This is a genomic window from Ruegeria sp. BHSC037, assembly GCF_059613045.1.
Map to the genome: position 1 here is coordinate 108,127 of NZ_JBXWRT010000005.1, position 20,432 is coordinate 128,558.

17 protein-coding genes are annotated in these 20,432 nt (G+C 63.7%); 13 read left to right on the forward strand and 4 right to left on the reverse strand.

Annotated features, from left to right (window positions below; genetic code table 11):
- The first annotated feature begins 75 nt into the window (after positions 1 to 75).
- The 7 genes from AC2FMN_RS06575 (at position 76) to rpoD (ending at position 9,577) form a co-directional block, all read left to right on the forward strand.
- Positions 76 to 1,329, forward strand: a complete 1,254-nt coding sequence (locus tag AC2FMN_RS06575; RefSeq protein ID WP_496687044.1) for a sarcosine oxidase subunit beta family protein — start codon at positions 76 to 78, stop codon at positions 1,327 to 1,329.
- A 53-nt stretch (positions 1,330 to 1,382) separates the two neighbouring features.
- Positions 1,383 to 1,646, forward strand: a complete 264-nt coding sequence (locus AC2FMN_RS06580) for a sarcosine oxidase subunit delta (RefSeq protein WP_496687046.1) — start codon at positions 1,383 to 1,385, stop codon at positions 1,644 to 1,646.
- Complete coding sequence (locus AC2FMN_RS06585) at positions 1,643 to 4,576, forward strand: sarcosine oxidase subunit alpha family protein (RefSeq protein ID WP_496687048.1); 2,934 nt, start codon at positions 1,643 to 1,645, stop codon at positions 4,574 to 4,576. The genes AC2FMN_RS06580 and AC2FMN_RS06585 overlap by 4 nt, the downstream gene beginning before the upstream one ends.
- Positions 4,569 to 5,114 carry a sarcosine oxidase subunit gamma gene (locus tag AC2FMN_RS06590; RefSeq protein WP_496687050.1) on the forward strand — a complete coding sequence of 182 codons (546 nt, stop codon included), beginning with the start codon at positions 4,569 to 4,571 and terminating at the stop codon, positions 5,112 to 5,114. The genes AC2FMN_RS06585 and AC2FMN_RS06590 overlap by 8 nt, the downstream gene beginning before the upstream one ends.
- Before the next feature lie 33 nt (positions 5,115 to 5,147).
- The gene (locus AC2FMN_RS06595; protein ID WP_496679573.1) at positions 5,148 to 5,444 is read left to right on the forward strand and encodes a hypothetical protein; all 297 of its coding nucleotides are present in this window, start codon (positions 5,148 to 5,150) and stop codon (positions 5,442 to 5,444) included.
- A gap of 80 nt (positions 5,445 to 5,524) precedes the next feature.
- On the forward strand, positions 5,525 to 7,474 hold the full coding sequence (gene dnaG, locus AC2FMN_RS06600; RefSeq protein WP_496687051.1) for a DNA primase: 1,950 nt from the start codon (positions 5,525 to 5,527) through the stop codon (positions 7,472 to 7,474).
- A 114-nt stretch (positions 7,475 to 7,588) separates the two neighbouring features.
- Positions 7,589 to 9,577, forward strand: a complete 1,989-nt coding sequence (gene rpoD, locus AC2FMN_RS06605; RefSeq protein WP_496679575.1) for an RNA polymerase sigma factor RpoD — start codon at positions 7,589 to 7,591, stop codon at positions 9,575 to 9,577.
- Positions 9,578 to 9,764: 187 nt separating this feature from the next.
- Here rpoD and AC2FMN_RS06610 read toward each other — a convergent pair whose 3' ends face one another.
- Positions 9,765 to 10,784, reverse strand: a complete 1,020-nt coding sequence (locus AC2FMN_RS06610; RefSeq protein WP_496687052.1) for an AraC family transcriptional regulator — start codon at positions 10,782 to 10,784, stop codon at positions 9,765 to 9,767.
- 624 nt (positions 10,785 to 11,408) lie between these two features.
- Here AC2FMN_RS06610 and AC2FMN_RS06615 point away from each other — a divergent pair.
- The 4 genes from AC2FMN_RS06615 to ribD all read left to right on the forward strand — a co-directional run bounded on the left by AC2FMN_RS06615 (position 11,409) and on the right by ribD (position 13,923).
- Complete coding sequence (locus AC2FMN_RS06615; protein WP_490360845.1) at positions 11,409 to 11,810, forward strand: hypothetical protein; 402 nt, start codon at positions 11,409 to 11,411, stop codon at positions 11,808 to 11,810.
- 11 nt (positions 11,811 to 11,821) lie between these two features.
- The gene (locus AC2FMN_RS06620; protein WP_496687054.1) at positions 11,822 to 12,235 is read left to right on the forward strand and encodes a secondary thiamine-phosphate synthase enzyme YjbQ; all 414 of its coding nucleotides are present in this window, start codon (positions 11,822 to 11,824) and stop codon (positions 12,233 to 12,235) included.
- A 120-nt stretch (positions 12,236 to 12,355) separates the two neighbouring features.
- Positions 12,356 to 12,826 carry a transcriptional regulator NrdR gene (gene nrdR / locus AC2FMN_RS06625; protein WP_490360843.1) on the forward strand — a complete coding sequence of 157 codons (471 nt, stop codon included), beginning with the start codon at positions 12,356 to 12,358 and terminating at the stop codon, positions 12,824 to 12,826.
- The gene (gene ribD, locus AC2FMN_RS06630; RefSeq protein WP_496687056.1) at positions 12,823 to 13,923 is read left to right on the forward strand and encodes a bifunctional diaminohydroxyphosphoribosylaminopyrimidine deaminase/5-amino-6-(5-phosphoribosylamino)uracil reductase RibD; all 1,101 of its coding nucleotides are present in this window, start codon (positions 12,823 to 12,825) and stop codon (positions 13,921 to 13,923) included. Before nrdR ends, ribD begins: the two co-directional genes overlap by 4 nt.
- Positions 13,924 to 13,930: 7 nt before the next feature.
- On the opposite strand, the gene AC2FMN_RS06635 is transcribed toward ribD, so the two are convergent.
- The 3 genes from AC2FMN_RS06635 to AC2FMN_RS06645 all read right to left on the reverse strand — a co-directional run bounded on the left by AC2FMN_RS06635 (position 13,931) and on the right by AC2FMN_RS06645 (position 18,458).
- Positions 13,931 to 15,931: a capsule polysaccharide biogenesis protein gene (locus AC2FMN_RS06635; protein ID WP_496687058.1), complete on the reverse strand. Its 2,001-nt coding sequence runs from the start codon at positions 15,929 to 15,931 to the stop codon at positions 13,931 to 13,933.
- A 3-nt stretch (positions 15,932 to 15,934) separates the two neighbouring features.
- A complete protein-coding gene (locus AC2FMN_RS06640) occupies positions 15,935 to 17,068 on the reverse strand; it encodes a polysaccharide biosynthesis/export family protein (protein ID WP_496687059.1) in 1,134 nt (377 codons plus the stop codon).
- Between the two features lie 64 nt (positions 17,069 to 17,132).
- Positions 17,133 to 18,458: a capsule polysaccharide biogenesis protein gene (locus tag AC2FMN_RS06645; protein WP_496687174.1), complete on the reverse strand. Its 1,326-nt coding sequence runs from the start codon at positions 18,456 to 18,458 to the stop codon at positions 17,133 to 17,135.
- Between the two features lie 152 nt (positions 18,459 to 18,610).
- Here AC2FMN_RS06645 and AC2FMN_RS06650 point away from each other — a divergent pair, with 152 nt between their 5' ends.
- Positions 18,611 to 19,198 carry a riboflavin synthase gene (locus AC2FMN_RS06650; protein WP_496687061.1) on the forward strand — a complete coding sequence of 196 codons (588 nt, stop codon included), beginning with the start codon at positions 18,611 to 18,613 and terminating at the stop codon, positions 19,196 to 19,198.
- A gap of 110 nt (positions 19,199 to 19,308) precedes the next feature.
- The gene (gene ribB, locus AC2FMN_RS06655; protein ID WP_496679587.1) at positions 19,309 to 20,430 is read left to right on the forward strand and encodes a 3,4-dihydroxy-2-butanone-4-phosphate synthase; all 1,122 of its coding nucleotides are present in this window, start codon (positions 19,309 to 19,311) and stop codon (positions 20,428 to 20,430) included.
- Positions 20,431 to 20,432 lie beyond the last annotated feature (2 nt).

A 20,432-nucleotide genomic window follows, 5' to 3' on the forward strand; every position in this document is an offset into this window, starting at 1 on the left:
TGCGGAGCCCCGAGCCCGGATTGCTACTCCTTTTGGAAGTTGGTTTGATGCCAGCAAACCCGCAGGGAGATCTGAATGCGCTTTTCCGGCTTACGCGTCCTGAAGGAAGGGCTGAGCGGCAACAAAGGTTGGACGGCGCATTGGCGTGATCCCGAGCCCAAAGCCGAATACGACATCGTCATCATCGGCGGCGGGGGGCACGGTCTCAGCACCGCGTATTATCTGGCGAAAGAGCACGGGCTGACAAATGTCGCCGTGCTGGAAAAGGGCTATATCGGCGGCGGCAATGTGGGGCGCAACACGACAATCGTTCGCGCCAACTATTTTCTGCAAGGAAATTCCGAGTTCTATTCGCATTCCCTCAAGCTGTGGGAGGGGTTGGAAGAGGACCTGAACTACAACGTGATGCATTCACAGCGAGGCATCATCAACCTGTTCCATTCAGACGGGCAGCGGGACGCGGCCGCGCGGCGGGGCAACATGATGATCAGCCAAGGCGACGATGCCATCCTGCTGGACCGCGATGCACTGCGCGAGATGCTGCCGTATCTGAACTATGACGATCTGCGCTTTCCCATCTATGGCGGTCTGTACCATCCGCGCGGCGGTACAGCGCGGCATGATGCCGTGGCTTGGGGTTATGCCCGCGGGGCGGACCAGCGCGGGGTGGATCTGATCCAGAATTGTGAGGTCACGGGCATCGACATCGAAAACGGCGCCGTGCGCGGGGTGCAGACGACGCGCGGGGCGATCCGGGCCAAGAAGGTGGGGATCGTGGTTGCGGGCCGGTCCAGCCAGGTCGCGGCGATGGCCGGGATGCGCTTGCCGATCGAAAGCCACGTGCTTCAGGCCTTTGTGACCGAGGGGCTAAAGCCCTGCATCGACCACGTCGTGACTTTCGGGATGGGGCATTTCTACATCAGCCAATCCGACAAGGGCGGGCTGGTGTTCGGCGGCGACCTGGATTTCTATGCCTCCTACGCGGCGCGGGGCAATCTGCCCACGGTCGAAAGCGTGATGGAGGCCGGCATGGCGCTGATGCCGATGATCGGCAAGGCCCGGGTGCTGCGGTCCTGGGGCGGGATCATGGACATGTCGCCGGACGGGTCGCCGATCATCGACCGCACCCCTATCGACGGGCTGTATCTGAACTGCGGCTGGAACTACGGCGGGTTCAAGGCGGTTCCGGGCTCGGGCAACGTGTTTGCCCACCTCATGGCCACCGACCGGTACCACGAGAACGCGACAGGGTTCCGGCTGGATCGTTTCCGCACCGGGCGCGGGATCATCGATGAAGAGGGCAAGGGCTCTCAGCACAATCTGCATTAGGGGCGGGCCGGGATGTTTCGTTCGAATACTTGTGAAAGCCAGGAGGCGCGGCCATGAGGATCACCTGTCCGTATTGCGGCGAGCGCGACCGCCGCGAGTTCTACTATCGCGGGGCCGCCGTCGACCTGGACCGGCCCGTCCCGGATGCCGGGCCTGACGCTTGGGACGATTTTGTCTATCTGCGCGACAACCCGGCGGGCGAGACGCGGGATCTGTGGTATCACGAGGGCGGCTGCGGCGCATGGATCGTCGTGACCCGAAACACGCTGACCCACGAAATATCGGCGACCGAGCCTGCGTCCGGGGGCAAACGATGAGGGTCGCTGGAAGGGGGCTGATCGACCGCGGCACACCGGTTGAGTTTTCCTTTGACGGAATCCGGTATTCGGGCTTTGAGGGCGACACACTGGCCTCGGCGCTGCTGGCCAATGGCGTGCGCCTGATGGGGCGGTCGTTCAAGTATCATCGCCCGCGCGGCGTTCTGACTGCTGGCAGCGAAGAGCCGAACGCCCTGGTCACCATCGGCCGAGGTGCCGCGCAGGACCCGAATGTGCGGGCCACGATGCAAGAGATCTATCCGGGCCTCGAGGCGCGCAGCCAGAACCGCTGGCCCAGTCTGAGCTTCGACGTGATGGCGGTGAACGATCTGGCCGCGCCCTTTCTGGGGGCGGGCTTCTACTACAAGACTTTTATGTGGCCCCGCAGCTTTTGGGAGAAGCTGTACGAACCGATGATCCGCCGCGCCGCGGGGTTGGGCGCGCTGTCCGGGCAGGCCAATGCCGACACGTATGAAAGTGCCTATGCCTTCTGCGATCTGCTAGTGATCGGGGCTGGCCCCGCGGGTTTGATGGCCGCCTTGACGGCCGGCCGAGCCGGGGCGGATGTCATTCTGGCCGACGAAAGCAACCAGATGGGCGGGCGTCTGCTGGCCGAGACGCTCGAGGTGGATGGCAAGCCGGGTCACGTTTGGGTAGACGAGGTTCTGGCCGAGCTGCGGGCGATGGAGAATGTGCGGCTGATGACCCGCACGACGATTGCCGGTGCCTACGACCAGGGCACCTTTGCCGCGCTCGAACGGGTCTTGCACCATACGGGCGACCGTCCTGCCGGTGCGCCGCTGGAAACATATTGGAGGATCGCCGCCCGCCGCTCGGTTCTGGCGGCCGGGGCGCTGGAACGCCCGGTGGCGTTTCGAAACAATGACCGGCCCGGCATCATGACCGCCGGGGCCGTGCGGGCCTATCTGAACCGCTGGGGCGTCGCGGCCGGCCGGAGTGTCACGATCTTCGGCAACACCGATGACATCCATCGGACGGCCCGCGACCTGTTGGCGGCTGGGGTCCACGTTGCCGCCGTGATCGACAGCCGCCATGACGGGCCGGTGACATCCGATTATCCGGTGCTGCGCGGGGCGCAGGTCTGTGGCAGTTCAGGGCGCAAGGGGCTGGAGTCGATCACCGTGCGCCGCGCCAGCGGAGAAGAGCGCATTCAGACCGATTGTCTGGCGATGACCGGCGGATGGAACCCCTCGGTCCACCTGACCTGCCACATGAACGGTCGACCGACCTGGCGGCGTGACATTGCCGCCTTCGTGCCCACGCCGGGCGCCGTGCCCGGGATGCGCACGGCCGGGGCCTGCAACGGCGCGTTTTCCACCGCTGCCTGTCTGCGCGAAGGCATTTCGGCTGCGACCGAGGCGCTGGGTGACCTGGGCCTCAAGGCGCCCAAGCCCGAGCCGCCGCAGGCCGAGGACCAGCCCTATGGAATCGCGCAGCTGTGGGCGGTACCGGGCAAGGGGCGCGTGTGGCTGGATTTCCAGAACGACGTGACCGTCAAGGATGTCACACAGGCCGCGACCGAGAATTTCCGCTCGGTCGAGCACATGAAGCGCTATACCACGCAGGGCATGGCCACCGATCAGGGCAAGAACTCGAATGTCGCGGCGCTGGCCGTGCTGGCGGATGCCACCGGGCGCGGGATTGCCGAAACCGGAACCACCACCTTTCGCCCGCCTTACACGCCGATTGCCATCGCTGCGCTGGGCGCGGGGTCCGAGGGGGCGGGTTTCAAACCGCAGCGGTTCACCACCTCGCACAAGGCGTCGGTGGCGCGCGGGGCACCGATGGTCGAGGCCGGGCTATGGTACAGGCCTAGTTATTTCCCGCAGCCGGGCGAGACCACATGGCGCCAGTCCTGCGACCGCGAGGTGCAGATGGTGCGCACGGCGGTCGGCGTGTGCGATGTCTCGACGCTGGGCAAGATCGACATTCAGGGGCGCGACGCCGCGCAGTTTCTGGATTTCGTCTATACCAACACGTTTTCGACGCTGAAGGTCGGGCGCGTGCGCTATGGGCTGATGCTGCGTGAGGATGGGTTCGTCATGGATGACGGCACCACCGCGCGGTTGGGTGACAGTCATTTCGTGATGACCACCACGACCGCCGCCGCCGGTGACGTGATGAAACATCTGGAATTCGTGCGTCAGGGTCTGCGGCCCGATTGGGACGTGTCGCTGGTTTCAGTGACGGAACAATGGGCGCAATTCGCCGTGGCCGGCCCCAAATCGCGCGAGGTGCTGAACGGCGTACTGGACACCCCGCTGGATGATGCTGAATGGCCGTTCATGGCCTGCGGTCCGGTTTCGGTTCTTGGGGTGCCGGGGCGTCTGTTCAGGATCTCGTTCTCGGGCGAACACGCCTATGAGATCGCCGTGCCTGCGCGGTATGGGGCCAGCCTGTTCGACATTCTGACCCAACGGGCCGAGGCGCTGGGTGGCGGCCTGTATGGGATGGAGGCGCTGAACGTCCTGCGGATCGAGAAGGGGTTCATCACCCATGCCGAAATCCACGGGCGGACCACGGCCTATGACATCGGGATGGGGCGGATGGTGTCGCAGAAAAAGGACTGCATCGGCAAGACCATGTCCGAACGCCCAGGGCTTGAGGCGCCGGGGCGCGAGCGGTTGGTCGGGCTCAAACCCATCGGGGAGAGCCGCCAGTTGCTGGCAGGTGCGCATCTGTACAACGAAGAGGACGCGCCGGTACGCACCAACGATCAGGGCTATGTGACCTCGGTCTGCTATTCGCCAACGCTGGGCAGCATGCTGGGGCTGGCGTTTCTGGCCGATGGCCCCGACCGTCATGGCGAGATCGTCAAGATGGTCGATCACCTGCGCGGCGTGACCACGCTGTGTGAGGTGACGGACCCGGTGTTTTTTGATCCAGAGGGAGAGCGTGTGCGTGGATAAGCTGATTGCTCAAACCCCGTGTGACGGGCTGCTGCCGCTGACCATTGGAACGGTCTCGGTCACCGAGGTCGACCCGGGCGCGATACATGCGGTTTCGGCCTTTCAAGGGCAGACCAAAGCACTGTCCGACGCGATGAAGGCGGCGCATGGCATGGCCCTGCCGGCCCCGAACCGCGCCACTGGGAAAGAAGGCGCGCGGGCCATCTGGTTCGGCCCGGGTCAGGCCATGCTGATCGGCCCCGCACCGGACCCTTCGCTGTCCGCCCACGCCGCGGTCGTCGACCAGTCCGATGCTTGGGCCGTGGTGCGGCTTGAGGGCGACGGGGCCGAGGATGTTTTAGCCCGTTTGGTGCCCGTCGATCTGCGCCCGCAGCACTTCAAACGCGGGCATACGGCGCGGACGCTGCTGTTTCACATGAACGCCTCGATTACCCGGATCGGTGAGAAAGCCTTTCAGATCATGGTGTTCCGGTCGATGGCCGCATCATTGGTGCATGATCTGAAAAGGGCCATGGAAGGCGTCGCCGCGCGCCGCTAGACTGAACACAGGTAACGATTCCAAGAGGACCCAATGCTGCGCATCGCACTTGCCGCCGCCCTGCTGGCCACGCCGCTGGCTGCCGCTGAAACCAAGGAACAAAGCTGCAAATACCAGGCCGAGGTCGTGACCGCGATCCAGAAGGCGCGGCTGGATCGCGTGAAGGAACGGGACGTCCCGCAGGCGGTGGCCGAGGCCGGCCCAACATGGCCCGAGAATTACAACGCCGCGATCCCGTTGATCACCCCGTGGGTTTATGAGCAGAAGATGCGCGATATCCGCAAAAAAGACCTCGGCGCCGCCTGGATGGAGCTGTGCCTGCAGCAATAATCCACAGGGCCGCCAATTGGCTGTGGACAAAGGCCTGCCGCGCCCTTGGCGGGCGGTCCCGTTTCTGCCATGTATGACACATGTCATTGCCCCCTGGATTTCTGGATGAGCTGCGCACCCGTCTGAGCCTGTCTCAGGTCGTTGGGCGCAAGGTCATGTGGGACAATCGCAAGTCCAATCCGGGCAAGGGCGACATGTGGGCGCCATGCCCGTTCCATCACGAAAAGACGGCCTCGTTCCATGTGGATGACCAGAAAGGGTTCTATTACTGCTTCGGGTGTCACGCCAAGGGCGACGCGATCAGCTTCGTGAAAGACACCGAGAATGTCTCGTTCATGGAAGCTGTCGAAATCCTGGCTCGCGAGGCCGGATTGCCGATGCCCGCGCGCGACCCCAAAGCGCAGGAAAAGCAGGACCATCGGGCGCAGTTGGCCGATGTCATGGAGCAGGCGGTGCAGTTCTTCCGCCTGCAACTCAAGACCGGGGCAGGGGCCGAGGCGCGCGCCTATCTAGACCGCCGCGGTCTGGACACTCAGGCGTTGGACCGCTGGGAAATTGGGTTTGCGCCCGACGGCTGGCAGGCGTTGTGGGACCACCTGCGCGGTAAGAACGTGGCCGAGGACCTGATCTTGGGCGCCGGTCTGGCTAAACCGTCGACCAAGGGCAAAAAGCCCTATGACACGTTCCGCAACCGCATCATGTTCCCGATCCGCGACCCGCGCGGCCGTTGCATCGCGTTCGGTGGGCGGGCGATGGATCCCAATGATAACGCCAAATATCTGAATTCGCCCGAAACCGCGCTGTTCGACAAGGGGCGAAGCCTCTACAACCACGGACCGGCCCGTCAGGCTGCGGGCAAGGGGCAACCGCTGATCGTGGCTGAGGGCTATATGGATGTGATCGCCCTGTCCGAGGCAGGTTTCGGCGCCGCCGTCGCGCCGCTGGGCACCGCGATAACAGAACATCAGTTGCACATGCTGTGGCGCATCGCCGACGAGCCGATCATCGCGCTGGATGGCGACACGGCCGGTCTGCGCGCAGCGATGCGGGCCATCGACCTGGCGCTGCCGTTGTTGGTGGCCGGCAAGTCTCTGCGGTTCGCTCTGATGCCCGAGGGCAAGGACCCCGACGATCTGCTACGCGCCGAAGGCCCGGCGGCGGTTCAGGCGGTACTGGACGCGGCCATACCGATGGTCAGGCTTCTGTGGCGGCGCGAGACCGAGGGCAAGGTGTTCGATAGCCCCGAGCGCAAGGCGGCCCTGGACAAGGCGCTGCGCGAAAAGATCCAGCTGATCCGCGACCCGTCGATCCGCGCCCATTACGGGCAGGAGATCAAGGACCTGCGCTGGCAGCTTTTCCGCCCGCAGCGGCAGTCCGGCCCCCGCACTTGGCAGCCGCGCGGGAAATGGCAGCCCGAGCGGCGGGCGCCGACGCCAAGCGCGCGATCGTCGTTTCTGGCGTCCACGGAAAACGCTGAAATCCGCCTGCGTGAAGCGGCGATCCTGGCGATTGCGATCCTGAACCCTCAGGTCGTGATCCAGTTCGAGGCCCAGCTGGAGGAGATGGAGTGCCTCGACCCCGAACTGGCCGCTCTGCGCGATGCCGTTCTGCGCCACGCGATCGACGACCCGGACAACCTAAAGGACCACATTGTCGAAACTTTGGGGGCCGGCCCTCTTGAAAACCTGCTGGGCCTTCGCCATGTCGCAGTGATCCCCTGTGTGCACAAACCGGGCGACGTCGAAAAGGCACAGATGACACTGGCCGAGGAACTCGCAAAAATCAAAGCGCTCCGGGGGCTGGATGCCGAGATTGCCGAGGCCGAGGAGGAACTGTCTGACGTAACGGACGAGGCATTGACGTTCCGGTTGGCGCAAGCCGCCGAAGAGCGAAACCGCGCAAGTCGCAGCCAGAACGAGGACAGGGCCGTATTCGACATTGCTGAGAACGGGGCGCGAATCAATCGCGATGAGAAGGACGCGTTTCAGGCGATCATGTCGGGCATCAAGTTCGAGCGGAAACGCCGCTGAGGTGGTGTTTTCATAAAGCACTGGAAAAGAAAAACGGGTAAACGGGTGGCCGAATCACTTCTACGCGCTAATGATTCGGTTCCATCGAATCACCCATCCCTGCAGGAGCACTGAATGGCCGCCAAGGATACCAACGAGGAACGGAAGTCCGACGACCAGGAACAGGAAATCTCGCTGGACATGAGCCAGGCCCAGGTCAAGAAGATGATCGCCGAGGCCCGCGAGAAAGGCTATATCACCTACGACCAGCTCAACCAGGTCCTGCCGCCGGATCAGGTCAGTTCGGAACAGATCGAGGACGTGATGTCGATGCTGTCCGAGATGGGCATCAACATCATCGAAGACGAAGAGGCCGAGGAGGAAGAGCAGAAGGGCTCGACCGATCTGGTCACGACCGACAGCAACCGCGAGGTTGCGCTGGCGGGGTCGCAAACCGAAAAGCTGGACCGCACCGACGACCCGGTGCGCATGTATCTGCGCGAGATGGGCAGCGTCGAGTTGCTGAGCCGCGAGGGCGAGATTGCCATCGCCAAGCGGATCGAGGCCGGACGCAACACCATGATCGCCGGGCTTTGCGAAAGCCCGCTGACCTTCCAGGCGATCTCGATCTGGCATGACGAACTGCTGTCCGAGGACATCCTGCTGCGCGACGTGATCGACTTGGAGGCCACCTTCGGCAACCAATTGGACGAGGACGGAGACGTTGAGGAGCCCGTCGTCGATACGTCGAAGGTTCAGGCGTCGAAACCCGCTAAGGACACCGGCCCCGAACTGGATGCCGACGGAAACCCGATCGCTTCGGACGATGACGACGACGAGGAAGATCAGGCGAACATGTCGCTGGCGGCGATGGAGGCCGCGCTCAAGGATCAGGTCCTGACGACGCTCGAACGTATTTCGACCGACTTCGCGATGCTGTCCGAGATGCAGGACAGTCGGATCTCGGCCACGCTGAACGAAGATGGCTCGTTCAGCGCGGAGGACGAGGCGACCTATCAGAAGTTGCGCTCGGAAATCGTCGAACTGGTGAACGGGCTGCACCTGCACAACAACCGGATCGAGGCCCTCATCGACCAGTTGTACGGTATCAACAAGCGGATCATGTCGCTGGACAGCGCCATGGTCAAGCTGGCCGATCAGGCCCGCATCAACCGGCGCGAGTTTATCGACGAATACCGTGGTCGTGAACTTGATCCCAACTGGCTTTCCGACATGGCCCAAAAGCCGGGACGTGGCTGGCAGATGTTCATCGAACGCTCGTCGGACAAGGTCGAGGAACTGCGCAACGACATGGCGCAGATCGGTCAGTATGTCGGTCTGGACATCAGCGAGTTCCGCCGTATCGTCCAGCAGGTTCAGAAGGGCGAGAAAGAGGCACGTCAGGCCAAGAAGGAAATGGTCGAAGCCAACCTGCGCCTTGTGATCTCGATCGCCAAGAAATACACGAACCGCGGCCTGCAATTCCTTGATCTCATTCAGGAAGGCAATATCGGCCTGATGAAGGCCGTCGACAAGTTCGAGTATCGCCGGGGCTACAAGTTCTCGACCTACGCGACCTGGTGGATCCGTCAGGCGATCACGCGCTCGATCGCGGATCAGGCGCGCACCATCCGTATCCCGGTGCACATGATCGAGACGATCAACAAGCTGGTGCGGACCGGCCGCCAGATGCTGCACGAGATCGGCCGCGAGCCGACGCCCGAGGAACTGGCCGAAAAGCTGCAGATGCCGCTGGAGAAGGTTCGCAAGGTGATGAAGATCGCCAAGGAGCCGATTTCTCTGGAAACCCCGATCGGCGACGAGGAAGACAGCCAGCTGGGCGATTTCATCGAGGACAAGAATGCCGTGCTGCCGCTGGACAGCGCCATTCAGGAAAACCTCAAGGAAACCACGACCCGGGTTCTAGCTTCGCTCACCCCGCGCGAGGAACGGGTTCTGCGGATGCGGTTCGGCATCGGCATGAACACCGACCACACGCTGGAAGAGGTCGGCCAGCAGTTCAGCGTGACCCGCGAACGGATCCGGCAGATCGAAGCCAAGGCGCTGCGCAAGCTGAAACACCCCAGCCGCAGCCGCAAGTTGCGGTCTTTCCTTGATCAGTGATCTCAAAGGCGCCTCGATCGAGGCGCCTTTTTTTCGTTGCGGGGCAGACAGGGTCACACTGTCCAAACATGTAATCAACTTGGCATAACCGCGCATGCGGTTGGCCGTCACGCGCTCCATATGGTCAATGTCCACTCATGGGACGGGCCGGGGCGAGGTGGTGACGCCGATGACCCTCGGCCACCCTTCACTGTTGGATTGGATGGTCCACCCGGGCCTTCAAGGTGCTGGGCGGGTGCCCGGTCCATCGTTTGAAAGCCGTCGAAAACGCCGACTGATCGGCGTAGCCAAGCGCATAGGCGACCTGGGCCAGGGTCATCTCGTTTCGCAGCAGGGTCTGGGCCAGATCACAGCGCAGGTCATCGACGATCTGGCGAAAACTGGTGCCTTCGGCTCCAAGACGACGGGCAAAGGTACGCGGGCTCATGGCCAGCGTTTGGGCGGCGTCTTCGGCGCGTATGATCCTGCCCGGGAGGGATTGCGTGATCACCCCCTCGACCCGGCTGCGCAGGGTTTGCCGCTCTTGTCCGTTTTCGGCCAGCAGCCGTTCGCCATAGGCCAGAAGATGTTCTCGAAGGCGGGGATCGTAAGTGGGGATGGGCAGGTCCAGCGCCGTCAGCGGAAGCAGGATCTCCATCTGCTCCATGCCGAAGCGGACGGGAAAACCGGCAAGCCTTGAAAAGCGTGCCTCATGCCGCCCGACTTGGTGCTGGAACCGGATCTCGATCGGGTTGAGGTGCACTCCCGTCAGCGTGCGCATCCGGGCGATGGCGGCGAACATCAGAAACTCGGTCCGGCGGTGATACCGGGCGAAACGCGCATCTTTCCAATGCAGCCCCAGCGTGGCAGCGTTGCCGGACAGGTCCATGCTGAAACCAAGGGTCGGGTCGATGAAGCGGTGAAAACGGATGGTGTTCTCCATCACCTGCTTCAGGTCGCGCGAATATTTGCTGATATAGGCCGCGAGGCTGGACGCCGAAGTGACCCGCAATCCGGCCTTGGCTGCAAAGGTGATGTCGCCCAGCACATCACAGGCGTGCCGGATGAAGCTAGCCTCGGTTTGTGCGCTGATCCGGGCTTCGGCCGCCGAGAGTTGGGCCGGGGTCAGGTCGGCGCGGTCAAATACCCGGGCGACCAGCTCCGGGTTTTCCGCCGCGCGTTCCAATTCGGCGGCCAAAAGCTTAAGCCTTGTGATTTCGACATCCATGGGACCCGTCCAAGCCAGCGCAGTTCGTCGGAGTATGCGCGCAAACCTCGTTCTTGGACAACCGGGACGGTCGTGCCGGGGTCTAACATTGTGCAGAAGGCACTGTTTGGCCCGAGTTCGAATGACTCTGGCACCCGATCCAATGCCGAGTGCGAAGCACAGGTTTAGATACCCGTTCGTGCCGGGTCGGTTCCCATTGGGGAGTGGGACGAGCCCGGAGACGAGACGCACCACACCGTCCGAGGCTCCCCGGCACACGCATTATCTTGTGGCCTGGCCTGGCACATACCGCGATACGGTGACTGGCCGTGGGGACTCCCTTTCGCAAAGGCAAGGCAAAAAGGCGAGATTGTCGGCTGGATTCCTTCCCCAAAAATTCGACCGGGTACGATGAGGCGTGCTTCTGGTGCCCGGGGTGATAGCGGTACTTTTGGCCGTCGTCCTGCGCGGGGAGGGGCGGTTCCGCGACAACCCCCGGTGATTGAGGCCCTGGCCTGATATCACCGTTGGTTGACAGTGGCGCGCACGGATTGCGAGGATTGCTGAAAACATCGTGATCGGTTCTGGCCGGGACAAGCCCAAGCGCTAGCCTGAGTACGACATGACAGGAGAAAAGGAACAGACATGAAGCGGATCGTGGTTTGCGCGTGGCTTGCGGTCGGAGCGGTCGGCGTCCCGTCGATGTCCTTCGCCGCGCCGAACGGGTATCGCACCGAACCCATCAACAGCACCGATTTCGAGGTCATCCCGCGCTCGCGTCAGGATGTCGACGGGTATTGGTGTGCAGCTGCCGACTTCGCCCGCCGCGAGCTGGGCGCCGGCTGGCAGCAGCCGATCTATGTGTTGCGCGGCTATGGGCCCAGCGTCACGACCGGTCGCAGAACCGCGGTTCAATTCTCGCTCAACCCGCCGCCCGGTGGCGTGCCCCAGCAGAACAGTTTCATCACCTCGGGGTTTCAACCCGGCTACAGCATGTCGGTTCAAGGTGCGAATGCCCGGTGCAACGTGCGCCCGTTTCAACGATAGGTGCCGGGCCGATGCAGGCAGAGTTTGCCGTTCAGACCCGTGGTCAGGGCTTGTACGAGTTCACGGACCGTATCCGGGGCTGGCTGTCCGCAACCGAGGCCGACGGACTGCTGACGCTCTTCGTGCGGCACACCTCCTGTTCGTTGCTGATTCAGGAAAACGCCGACCCCGAGGTCCAGACGGATCTCGGGGCGTTCTTCTCGCGGCTCGTGCCGCCTTCCGACCACCCGTCCATGTCCTATCTCAAGCACACCTATGAGGGGCCGGATGACATGCCGGCGCATATCAAGGCCGCGATGATGCCGGTATCGCTATCCATCCCCGTTCGCGGCGGTCACCCCGTGCTGGGGACTTGGCAGGGGATCTACCTGTTTGAACACCGCACGGCGCCCCACCTGCGGAAGGTGGCCGCGCATTTCGCCTGACCCATTATCTAGCGGTGGAAATTTCCGACTACCCAAATCCTAGCGGCTGGCCTATAGTTGTGGATAAGTCGGCCCCAGCGCTGACAAAAAGAGGCGGAACAAGGGACGAGGAGACGGCGGATGCGCTGCCCGTTTTGCGGAAACATAGATACTCAGGTCAAGGATTCACGCCCGGCAGAAGATCATGTGGCCATCCGCAGGCGCCGGTTCTGCCCCGCATGCGGGGGCCGTTTCACCACTTACGAGCGTGTTCAACTGCGCGATCTGGTGGTGATCAAATCCAACGGCAAGCGGGAAGACTTCGATCGCGACAAACTTGAGCGTTCGATCCGCATCTCGATGCAGAAACGCCCGATCGACCCCGACCGGATTGACCAGATGATTTCGGGCATCGTGCGCCGGCTGGAAAGCATGGGCGAGACTGACATTCCGTCCAGCAAGATCGGCGAGATCGTCATGGAAGCTCTGGCGCGGATCGACACCGTCGCCTATGTTCGCTTTGCAAGCGTGTACAAGAATTTCCAGGCGGCCGATGATTTCGAGGAGTTCGTCCACGAACTGCGCCCGCCGCAGCCATCGACGGACGAGTGACCGACACTGACAAGCGATACATGACGCTGGCCCTGTCCCTGGGGCGGCGCGGACAAGGAATGTGCTGGCCCAACCCGGCTGTGGGCTGCGTCATCGTCAAGGATGGCCGGATTGTCGGGCGGGGTTGGACCCAGCCGGGCGGGCGTCCGCATGCCGAAGCTGAGGCACTGGCCCAGGCCGGTGAACGCGCCCGCGGAAGTACGGCCTACGTTTCGCTTGAACCCTGTGCGCACCATGGCAAAACGCCTCCGTGTGCGCAGGCTTTGATTGATGCCGGTGTTGCGCGTGTTGTTTCAGCGATCGAGGACAGCGATCCGCGCGTTGCCGGGCAGGGTTTTGAAATGCTCCGGGCCGCCGGGGTCGAGGTAACGACCGGTGTCATGGCCGATCAGGCCGCCTTGGATCACGCCGGTTTCTTCATGAAGACCGAACAGGGGCGCCCCTTCGTCACGCTGAAACTGGCCAGCAGTTTCGATGGTCGTATCGCAACCGCCTCGGGGCAGAGCAAGTGGATAACCGGCCCCGAATCCCGGCGGGCCGTGCACGCCATGCGCGCGCGACACGACGCGGTGATGGTCGGTGCGGGAACGGCTCGGGCCGATGATCCGTCTCTGACCGTGCGCGACCTAGGGGTTGGGCATCAGCCGGTGCGCATCGTGGTGTCACGCCATCTGGATATCCCGCTGCTGGGGCACTTGGCACGCACCGCTTCACAGATACCGGTCTGGCTGTGCCATGGTCCGACGCCGGACTCGGAACGCGCCCGCGCCTGGCGGGGATTGGGGGCCACGCTGATCCCCTGTGCAGTCCGGGGGCACCACATCGATGCCGTGGATCTGCTGCAGCAATTGGGCCGGCAGGGTCTGACAAGGGTGTTCTGCGAAGGCGGCTCGGCCTTGGCAGCGTCGCTTCTGGCCGACGACCTTGTTGATGAATTGGTCGGCTTTACCGCCGGTCTGGCGATTGGCGCCGAAGGTCTGCCTGCCATCGGGGCTCTGGGGCTTGAAGACCTGTCCGAGGCACCCGGGTTCGAACTGGCAGAAGCGCGCCCGGTGGGCGGCGATGTCTTGCAAGTCTGGCGCCGCTCCGCGCGTTAGGGTCGGTTCAGCGCCACAGATGCGCATGCGTGGCCAACGCGCCCTGAAGCTTGGACAGCAGCCGGTTTCCCGCGCCCGTTGGCGTGGGTTCGCCCTGGGCGAGGCGGTCGACCGCAACCTCGACCGGGCAGGGGGCACCGGTGATCGGGTCGAAATACCGCGGGTAATCAATCAAAGCCGCATGCACGAGGCCCAGCAGCGACGGCCGCGCGCCGCGACGGGCGGGCACCGCGCCCAAATCGGTGGTCAGACCCCAACCGGCGTAGAACGGCGCCCCCAGCGTCGTGACCTTGACGCCACGCAACAGGGCCTCGAACCCCAGCGCCGACGTCATGGTCCAGATCTCCTGCACCTGCGGCAGAACCTGGGCTGGGTCGACGCCGGTCAGAACCATGTCGGCCAGCCCATCGGCATCGACCTGGCCTTCGCGCAGCCCGGCTTCGACATCCGGGTGGGGTTTGTAGATCACAACCGCATTCGGGTTCGCCTTTCGGGCCGCGTGCAGCAGGTCCAGGTCGGTGCGCACCGTGCTGGTTCCCAACAGAACCGAGGCGTCATCCTCGACCTGTCCGGGGACAAGAATGCGATGCCCGACCGGCAGATCGGGGCAGGGGCCGCCGATATTGTATTTGCTCAGGCCGGCTCGGGTCAGGCGTTGCACCAGATGATGGGCACGGCGTTCCTGATCGGGGCGCAGGGTCTCGCGCCGCGCGATCCAGTCCTCGAGCCGGCTGGGTCGGGTCGGGTCGTAGTAGATGCCCAGATCATCGGCCACCAGCGACAGCGGCGGCACCAACTGGGCTCCCAACCCGCGCGACCGCAAGAAGCCGTCTTCGATGCGGAAGACGCCCTCGGAGTCGCGGTCATGCTTGGCCCAGACCATATGCGGTCGGGTTGGGCTGGCGGGGCGCGCAGCGGTGAAACGCATCTTGCGATAGCTTCCAAAGCCGCGCTGTAGATGCCGGCGTTTCCACAGCCGCATCCCCGATGCCGTCCAGCCCCGCCGGTCTTCGTGCCAGGCCCGCATGCGCGCCTCGAGCGTGTCCAGAACGGTCTCGATTTCGCACAGCCGGTCCCGGAATGGATCATACCATTTGGGGTAGAGGATCATCGCGGCGGCGAATAACTGCGCGCGGGTCAGGTTGCGCTGCCGGCGCGGCATTTCGGCGTCGTCGCGGGTCAACCCCCAACCGGCATAGAAGGGCCGCCCGAACACACGCGGCTTGTGTCCGGCCAAAATGGCCTCGAATCCCAGTTGCGACGACAGCGTATAGACCCCGATTGCGCCTTCCAGCAGGTCCCAGATGTTGACCCGATCGCGCAGCAGGCGTATGCGGTCGGTTTCATCCTTCGGCCCGAAATGTCCGGGGCGGTATCCCATCGCGGTCTCGGGGTGGGTCTTGACGATGATCCGGGCGCCGGGGTTTTCCTCTTGCGCGATTACCAGCATCTCGCGAAAGCGGGCCAGGTCGCCGCCGCTGGCGGTGACGGCGGCGTCGCCTTGGGTCTGATCGACCACCAGCACATAGCCGGGTTCGGGCAGTTCTGCCTCGGGGTCGTATGCGGAATATTTGGTCAGCCGCAATTCAGCCATCCGCAGCATCGCGCCGCGCGCCCTGTCCAGAAGGGCGGTGTCGTCCAGCGGATGCGTGGCCAGCAGGGTCTCGAGATCCGAAGGGCGGTCGGCGTCGAAATGCACACCCGAGGCATCGAGCAGCAGGCCAAGCGGCGGCTCTTTTCCGCGGCCGGGGTGCAATGAGCGCAGAAAGGCGTCTTCGACGCGCAGCAGCGGGGCGTCGTACCGGGCCGCAACGCGTTCCCCGCGATGGGCAGTTGGGCTTTGCCCCCAGACGCCGATCCGGTCGCCCGCGCGCGGCAGTCCGAGCGCGACCTTGTGGCCTGACAGGGCCAGAATGCGGCGGATGCGCCGCTGGGTCAGAAACCCGCCATTGTAGACAAGCAGGCGCGCCAGGTTGCCGGAAACAGATGTATCGGCCGCCGGTTGCACGGATCAATTGCCGGTCAGCGTGGCCACGTTCGCAACCGGCGTCAGGCCGCCTGCGATCAACGAAATCGACTTGGTCCACTGGGCATAGGGCGCTTCGGTGACATAGATCGTGTCATCGTCGCGGATCACGAAATCTCGCGCCACGAACAGCCCGTTGGGCGCCGTCAGGTTCAAAAGGTAGATCATGCGCTGCTCGCCCTTCAGGTCCGAGCGGCCCACGATCTTGCGGGCGATGTCCTCGCGCTCGTTGCGCAGAACGAAGATGCCGGTCGGGTCGGACGAGAGCGACTGCAGCCCGCCCACCTGGGCCAGAGCCTCGAGCGCCGAGAGGTCCTGACTGTCGAAAGCGACGCGCGACTGCCCCCCGGTGGCCCCCAGCGCGATGTAGGATCTCGTGTCCTGCTCGACCAGAATCCTGTCGCCGCCGCGCAGGGCGATGTCCATTTCGGGGTTCTGGAAAAGATCATTGTACCAGATCGTCCCTCTCTGGTTGCCGCGGATCACGGTGACCAGCGCGATGTCCGGGGCAACCGCTACGCCGCCGGCGCGCGCCAACATCGTCGACAGGGTTCGGGTGGGACGCTCGATCGTATAGATGCCCGGGGCGCCGATGGTCCCGGTCAGCGATACGGTCGAACCATCGCCGGCCACGCGGCGGATCTGCACCTGAGGGTCGGGGGTCTGCTCGCGCAGTTTGTCGGCGATCGTAGTGCGCAGTTGTTCGGGTGTGTTGCCCGAGGCCCGCAGGCGGCCTGCATAAGGGATGAAGATGTACCCTTCGCTGTCGACCTGCACTTCGTCCAGGCTGGTCGCGGGGCCGGTTTCACCGGACAGCAGACCGTCGTCGACGTTTTCCCAGATGGTCAGCCCCAGAACGTCGCCCGGGCGGATTGTGTCCGAAGTGATGTTCTGGGCGCCGCGGAAGGCCTGTGGGAACCCGTACTGAGGAATGGCGGCAGTAGTTTTAGCAACAAAATCGTCTACTTCTACGACAAATGCATTGCCGCCGTTCTGAACCGCACCAGCCAGGATTTCGGTCTTGTTGGGCCCGGACTTGGGAAGCTGGCATGCCGCCAGAATTGCGACGGTCGCGAAAAGAGTGACTTTTCGAATCCACCGGGTTGGGAAGCACTGCACGTTGTTGACCTCGACAGCCAGTGTTGTGTTTTTTGGTTTGTCGCGACGCTACTGAGTTTGGCGCTCAGATTCCAGACGTTGCCAGCCGACGGGCCGGACGGGATTGAAACTGTGGCCCTTCGGTCGCGCCCCCAGCCAGGGCAGGCGCGTAGGGGTCGTGTGCCTGCAGCATCCGGTCAACCACCTGCCGGAGCAGTTGTTTGCGGCCCCGCCGCGAATAGTACCCGCCGGGGATCTGGCAGGTTCCCAGCAGGAACTGGCGGTACGTGCGATAGGCGTCGGTGTTCGGCCCCCTTGGGTCGGCGAAAAACACCTCGATCGGCTGGTCGGACACCAGCTCGGGCTTGTCATAGACCGACCGGCCGAACACGCGCAGCGGGACGCCGCGCCACAACGCCTGCTGACCTGCCGTCGAATTGATGGTGACCGCCGACTTGGCGTGATCCAGAAGACGCGCCAGTTTACCGCCGGGCACATGGTGGACACGGTCGGCGATGCCCAGCCGGCGGGCCGTCTGGCGGATGAAGCGCGCCAGAGGCTCGCGGCAGTTTTCGAGCGGGTGTTCCTTGATGACCAGGTGGTGATGTGGCGGGGCGCCCTTGGCGAATCCCTCCATGACCGGCAGCAGGAAAGCGCACATCGACGAGAATTCGGAATGGGCCCGGACCGAACTGTCATGCGCCAGTTGCAACAGCACCAGATGATAAGGATACCCACCGCGGCGGATGCGGGCGGTCGCCAGGCTACGCCGGATTCGATGCAGGGGCATCCGCATCAGACGTTTGAAATACAGCCCGAATTCCTGCGAAACATGCAAATCCCGGTGCGGTCTGAAATTCCGGTAACCGTGATTCAGGAACAATACGAACCAATGGTACAGCGCGCCGTAGAAAACGTGTTGCCGCATGTCGCCCCAATGCGCGGGTGGCGGCGGGGTCGGTCCCTCGGTTAGTTCCACGGCTCGCTGCATCGTTGCGATGTCCAGGTCCATCAGCCGGGAATGTGCGTTCGATCCGTTCCGCTCATAGGTCACCCACCATGGGCGCAGATAGCCTTCCTCGAAAACATGGACCCTCAGGCCGCGCGCCCGGGCGATCCGGATCGCCACGGCATGTACCGGGCGAACGTCGCCGTACAGAACGACATCGGTTACCCGCCGGGTCTCGAGCAGGTCGGCAAAGGCCTGCGGCCACGCGTCCAGCGTTCCGCGATAGGGCACATAGCTGCGCTTGTCGAACCAGAAGGCGCGGTCGCCCGCATTGAACCCCACCCGCCAGACCGCGGCGCCGGCCGCCCGCAGCATGCGCCCCAACCCGTGAAAGAACGGCCCATGCGGCCCCTGCAAAAAAAGGAACACGCGACCGTCTTGCGTTGAAATCGGAGCGTTCATGCCGTTTGCGCACACCTGCATGCGTTTGAGAATTGCGCCGAAACTATGCCCGTCCGCCCCTGGACGCGCAAGCCGGGGCTTGCCCCGGCGGCCGGTTGGGCTTACCTCGGGCCAGATGACTTCGGATAGTTTGCGCGCAGAGGGTTAACGGAATGTTTACTGGGATCGTCACCGACATCGGCACAATCATCGAACTGGAGCAGCAGGGCGATCTGCGGGCGCGGATCAAGACGGGCTACGATACCGCGGGGATTGATATCGGCGCCTCGATCGCCAGTGACGGGGTCTGCCTGACCGTGATTGCGCTGGGCGACGACTGGTACGATGTGCAGATCAGCGCCGAGACGGTTTCCAAGACTAACCTCGACGGGTGGCAGGTGGGCAAACGCGTCAACCTGGAACGCGCCCTCAAGGTGGGCGACGAACTGGGCGGGCACATCGTCTCAGGCCATGTGGACGGCGTCGCCGTGGTGATCGCCGCGACGGACGAGGGTGACAGCACCCGGGTGACCCTGCGCGCGCCGCAAGATCTGGCACGGTTCATCGCGCCCAAGGGCTCGGTCGCGCTGAACGGCACCTCGCTGACCGTGAACGACGTGGACGGGTGCGATTTCGGCATCAACTTCATCCCGCACACCAAGGAGGTCACCACCTGGGGCGACGTCAAGGTAGGCGACCGGGTGAATCTCGAGATCGACACGCTAGCCCGTTACGTCGCGCGGCTGTCGGAAATGACCTGACGCCGGACGAAACGCCGCGTTAGCCCCGCGCGGATTCGTTTGCGGACTGGCCTTTGCGCGCGTGCTGGTCTATCCCGCGTTGCAACACCTGCTCTGTGAAAGGCTGCCCCATGAGCTTTGAAACACCCGGACCGGTCGAGGCCCAGCTGCGCGACGCGATCAGCCCGATTGAAGAGATCATCGAAGAGGCGCGCCAGGGCCGGATGTACATATTGGTCGATCACGAGGACCGCGAAAACGAGGGAGACCTGGTGATCCCGGCGGAATTCGCCGATGCCGAGGCGATCAATTTCATGGCCACGCATGGCCGCGGGCTGATCTGCCTGCCGATGACGGCTGAACGGATAGACCGTCTGGGCCTTCCGATGATGGCCGTGAACAACTCGTCGCGGCACGAGACGGCCTTTACCGTTTCGATCGAGGCGCGCGAAGGCGTCAGCACCGGGATCTCGGCTGCCGATCGGGCACTGACCATTGCCACCGCGATCAACGAACAGAACACCATGGCGCATCTGGCTACGCCCGGCCATGTCTTTCCGCTGCGCGCCAAGCGGGGCGGGGTGCTTGTACGCGCCGGCCACACCGAGGCCGCCGTGGACATTTCGCGCCTGGCCGGATTGAACCCCTCGGGCGTAATCTGCGAGATCATGAAGCCTGACGGCACCATGGCCCGGCTGCCCGATCTGGTCGAATTCGCCAGGGAACACGGGCTGAAGATCGGCACCATCAGCGACCTGATCTCGTACCGTGCGCGCCACGACAATCTGGTGGTCGAGACCGCGCGCAGGATGGTCACGTCGGAATATGGCGGCGAGTGGGAGATGCGGATCTTCACCGATCAGACCCACGGGATCGAACATGTGGTGATGATCAAGGGCGACATCAGCACGCCCGAGCCCGTCCTGACCCGCACCCATGCGCTGCACGAGGCCTCGGACATTTTGGGATTGGGCCCGAAATCGCCGCAGGAACTGCCGCGCGCGATGGAAAAGATCGCCGCCGAGGGGCGCGGCGTGGTCTGCCTGTTCCGCAACCCGCGCCACTCGCTGTACGCGGCCGAGGACGAAGGCCCGCGCACCATCAAGCAAACCGGTCTTGGCGCGCAGATCCTGTCCAAGATGGGCATCAAGGAACTGGTGCTGCTGACCGACTCGCCGCAGACGAAATACCTGGGTCTGGACGCCTTTGGCCTGTCCATCGTCGGGACCCGCTCGATTCTCAAGGGTGACTGAGC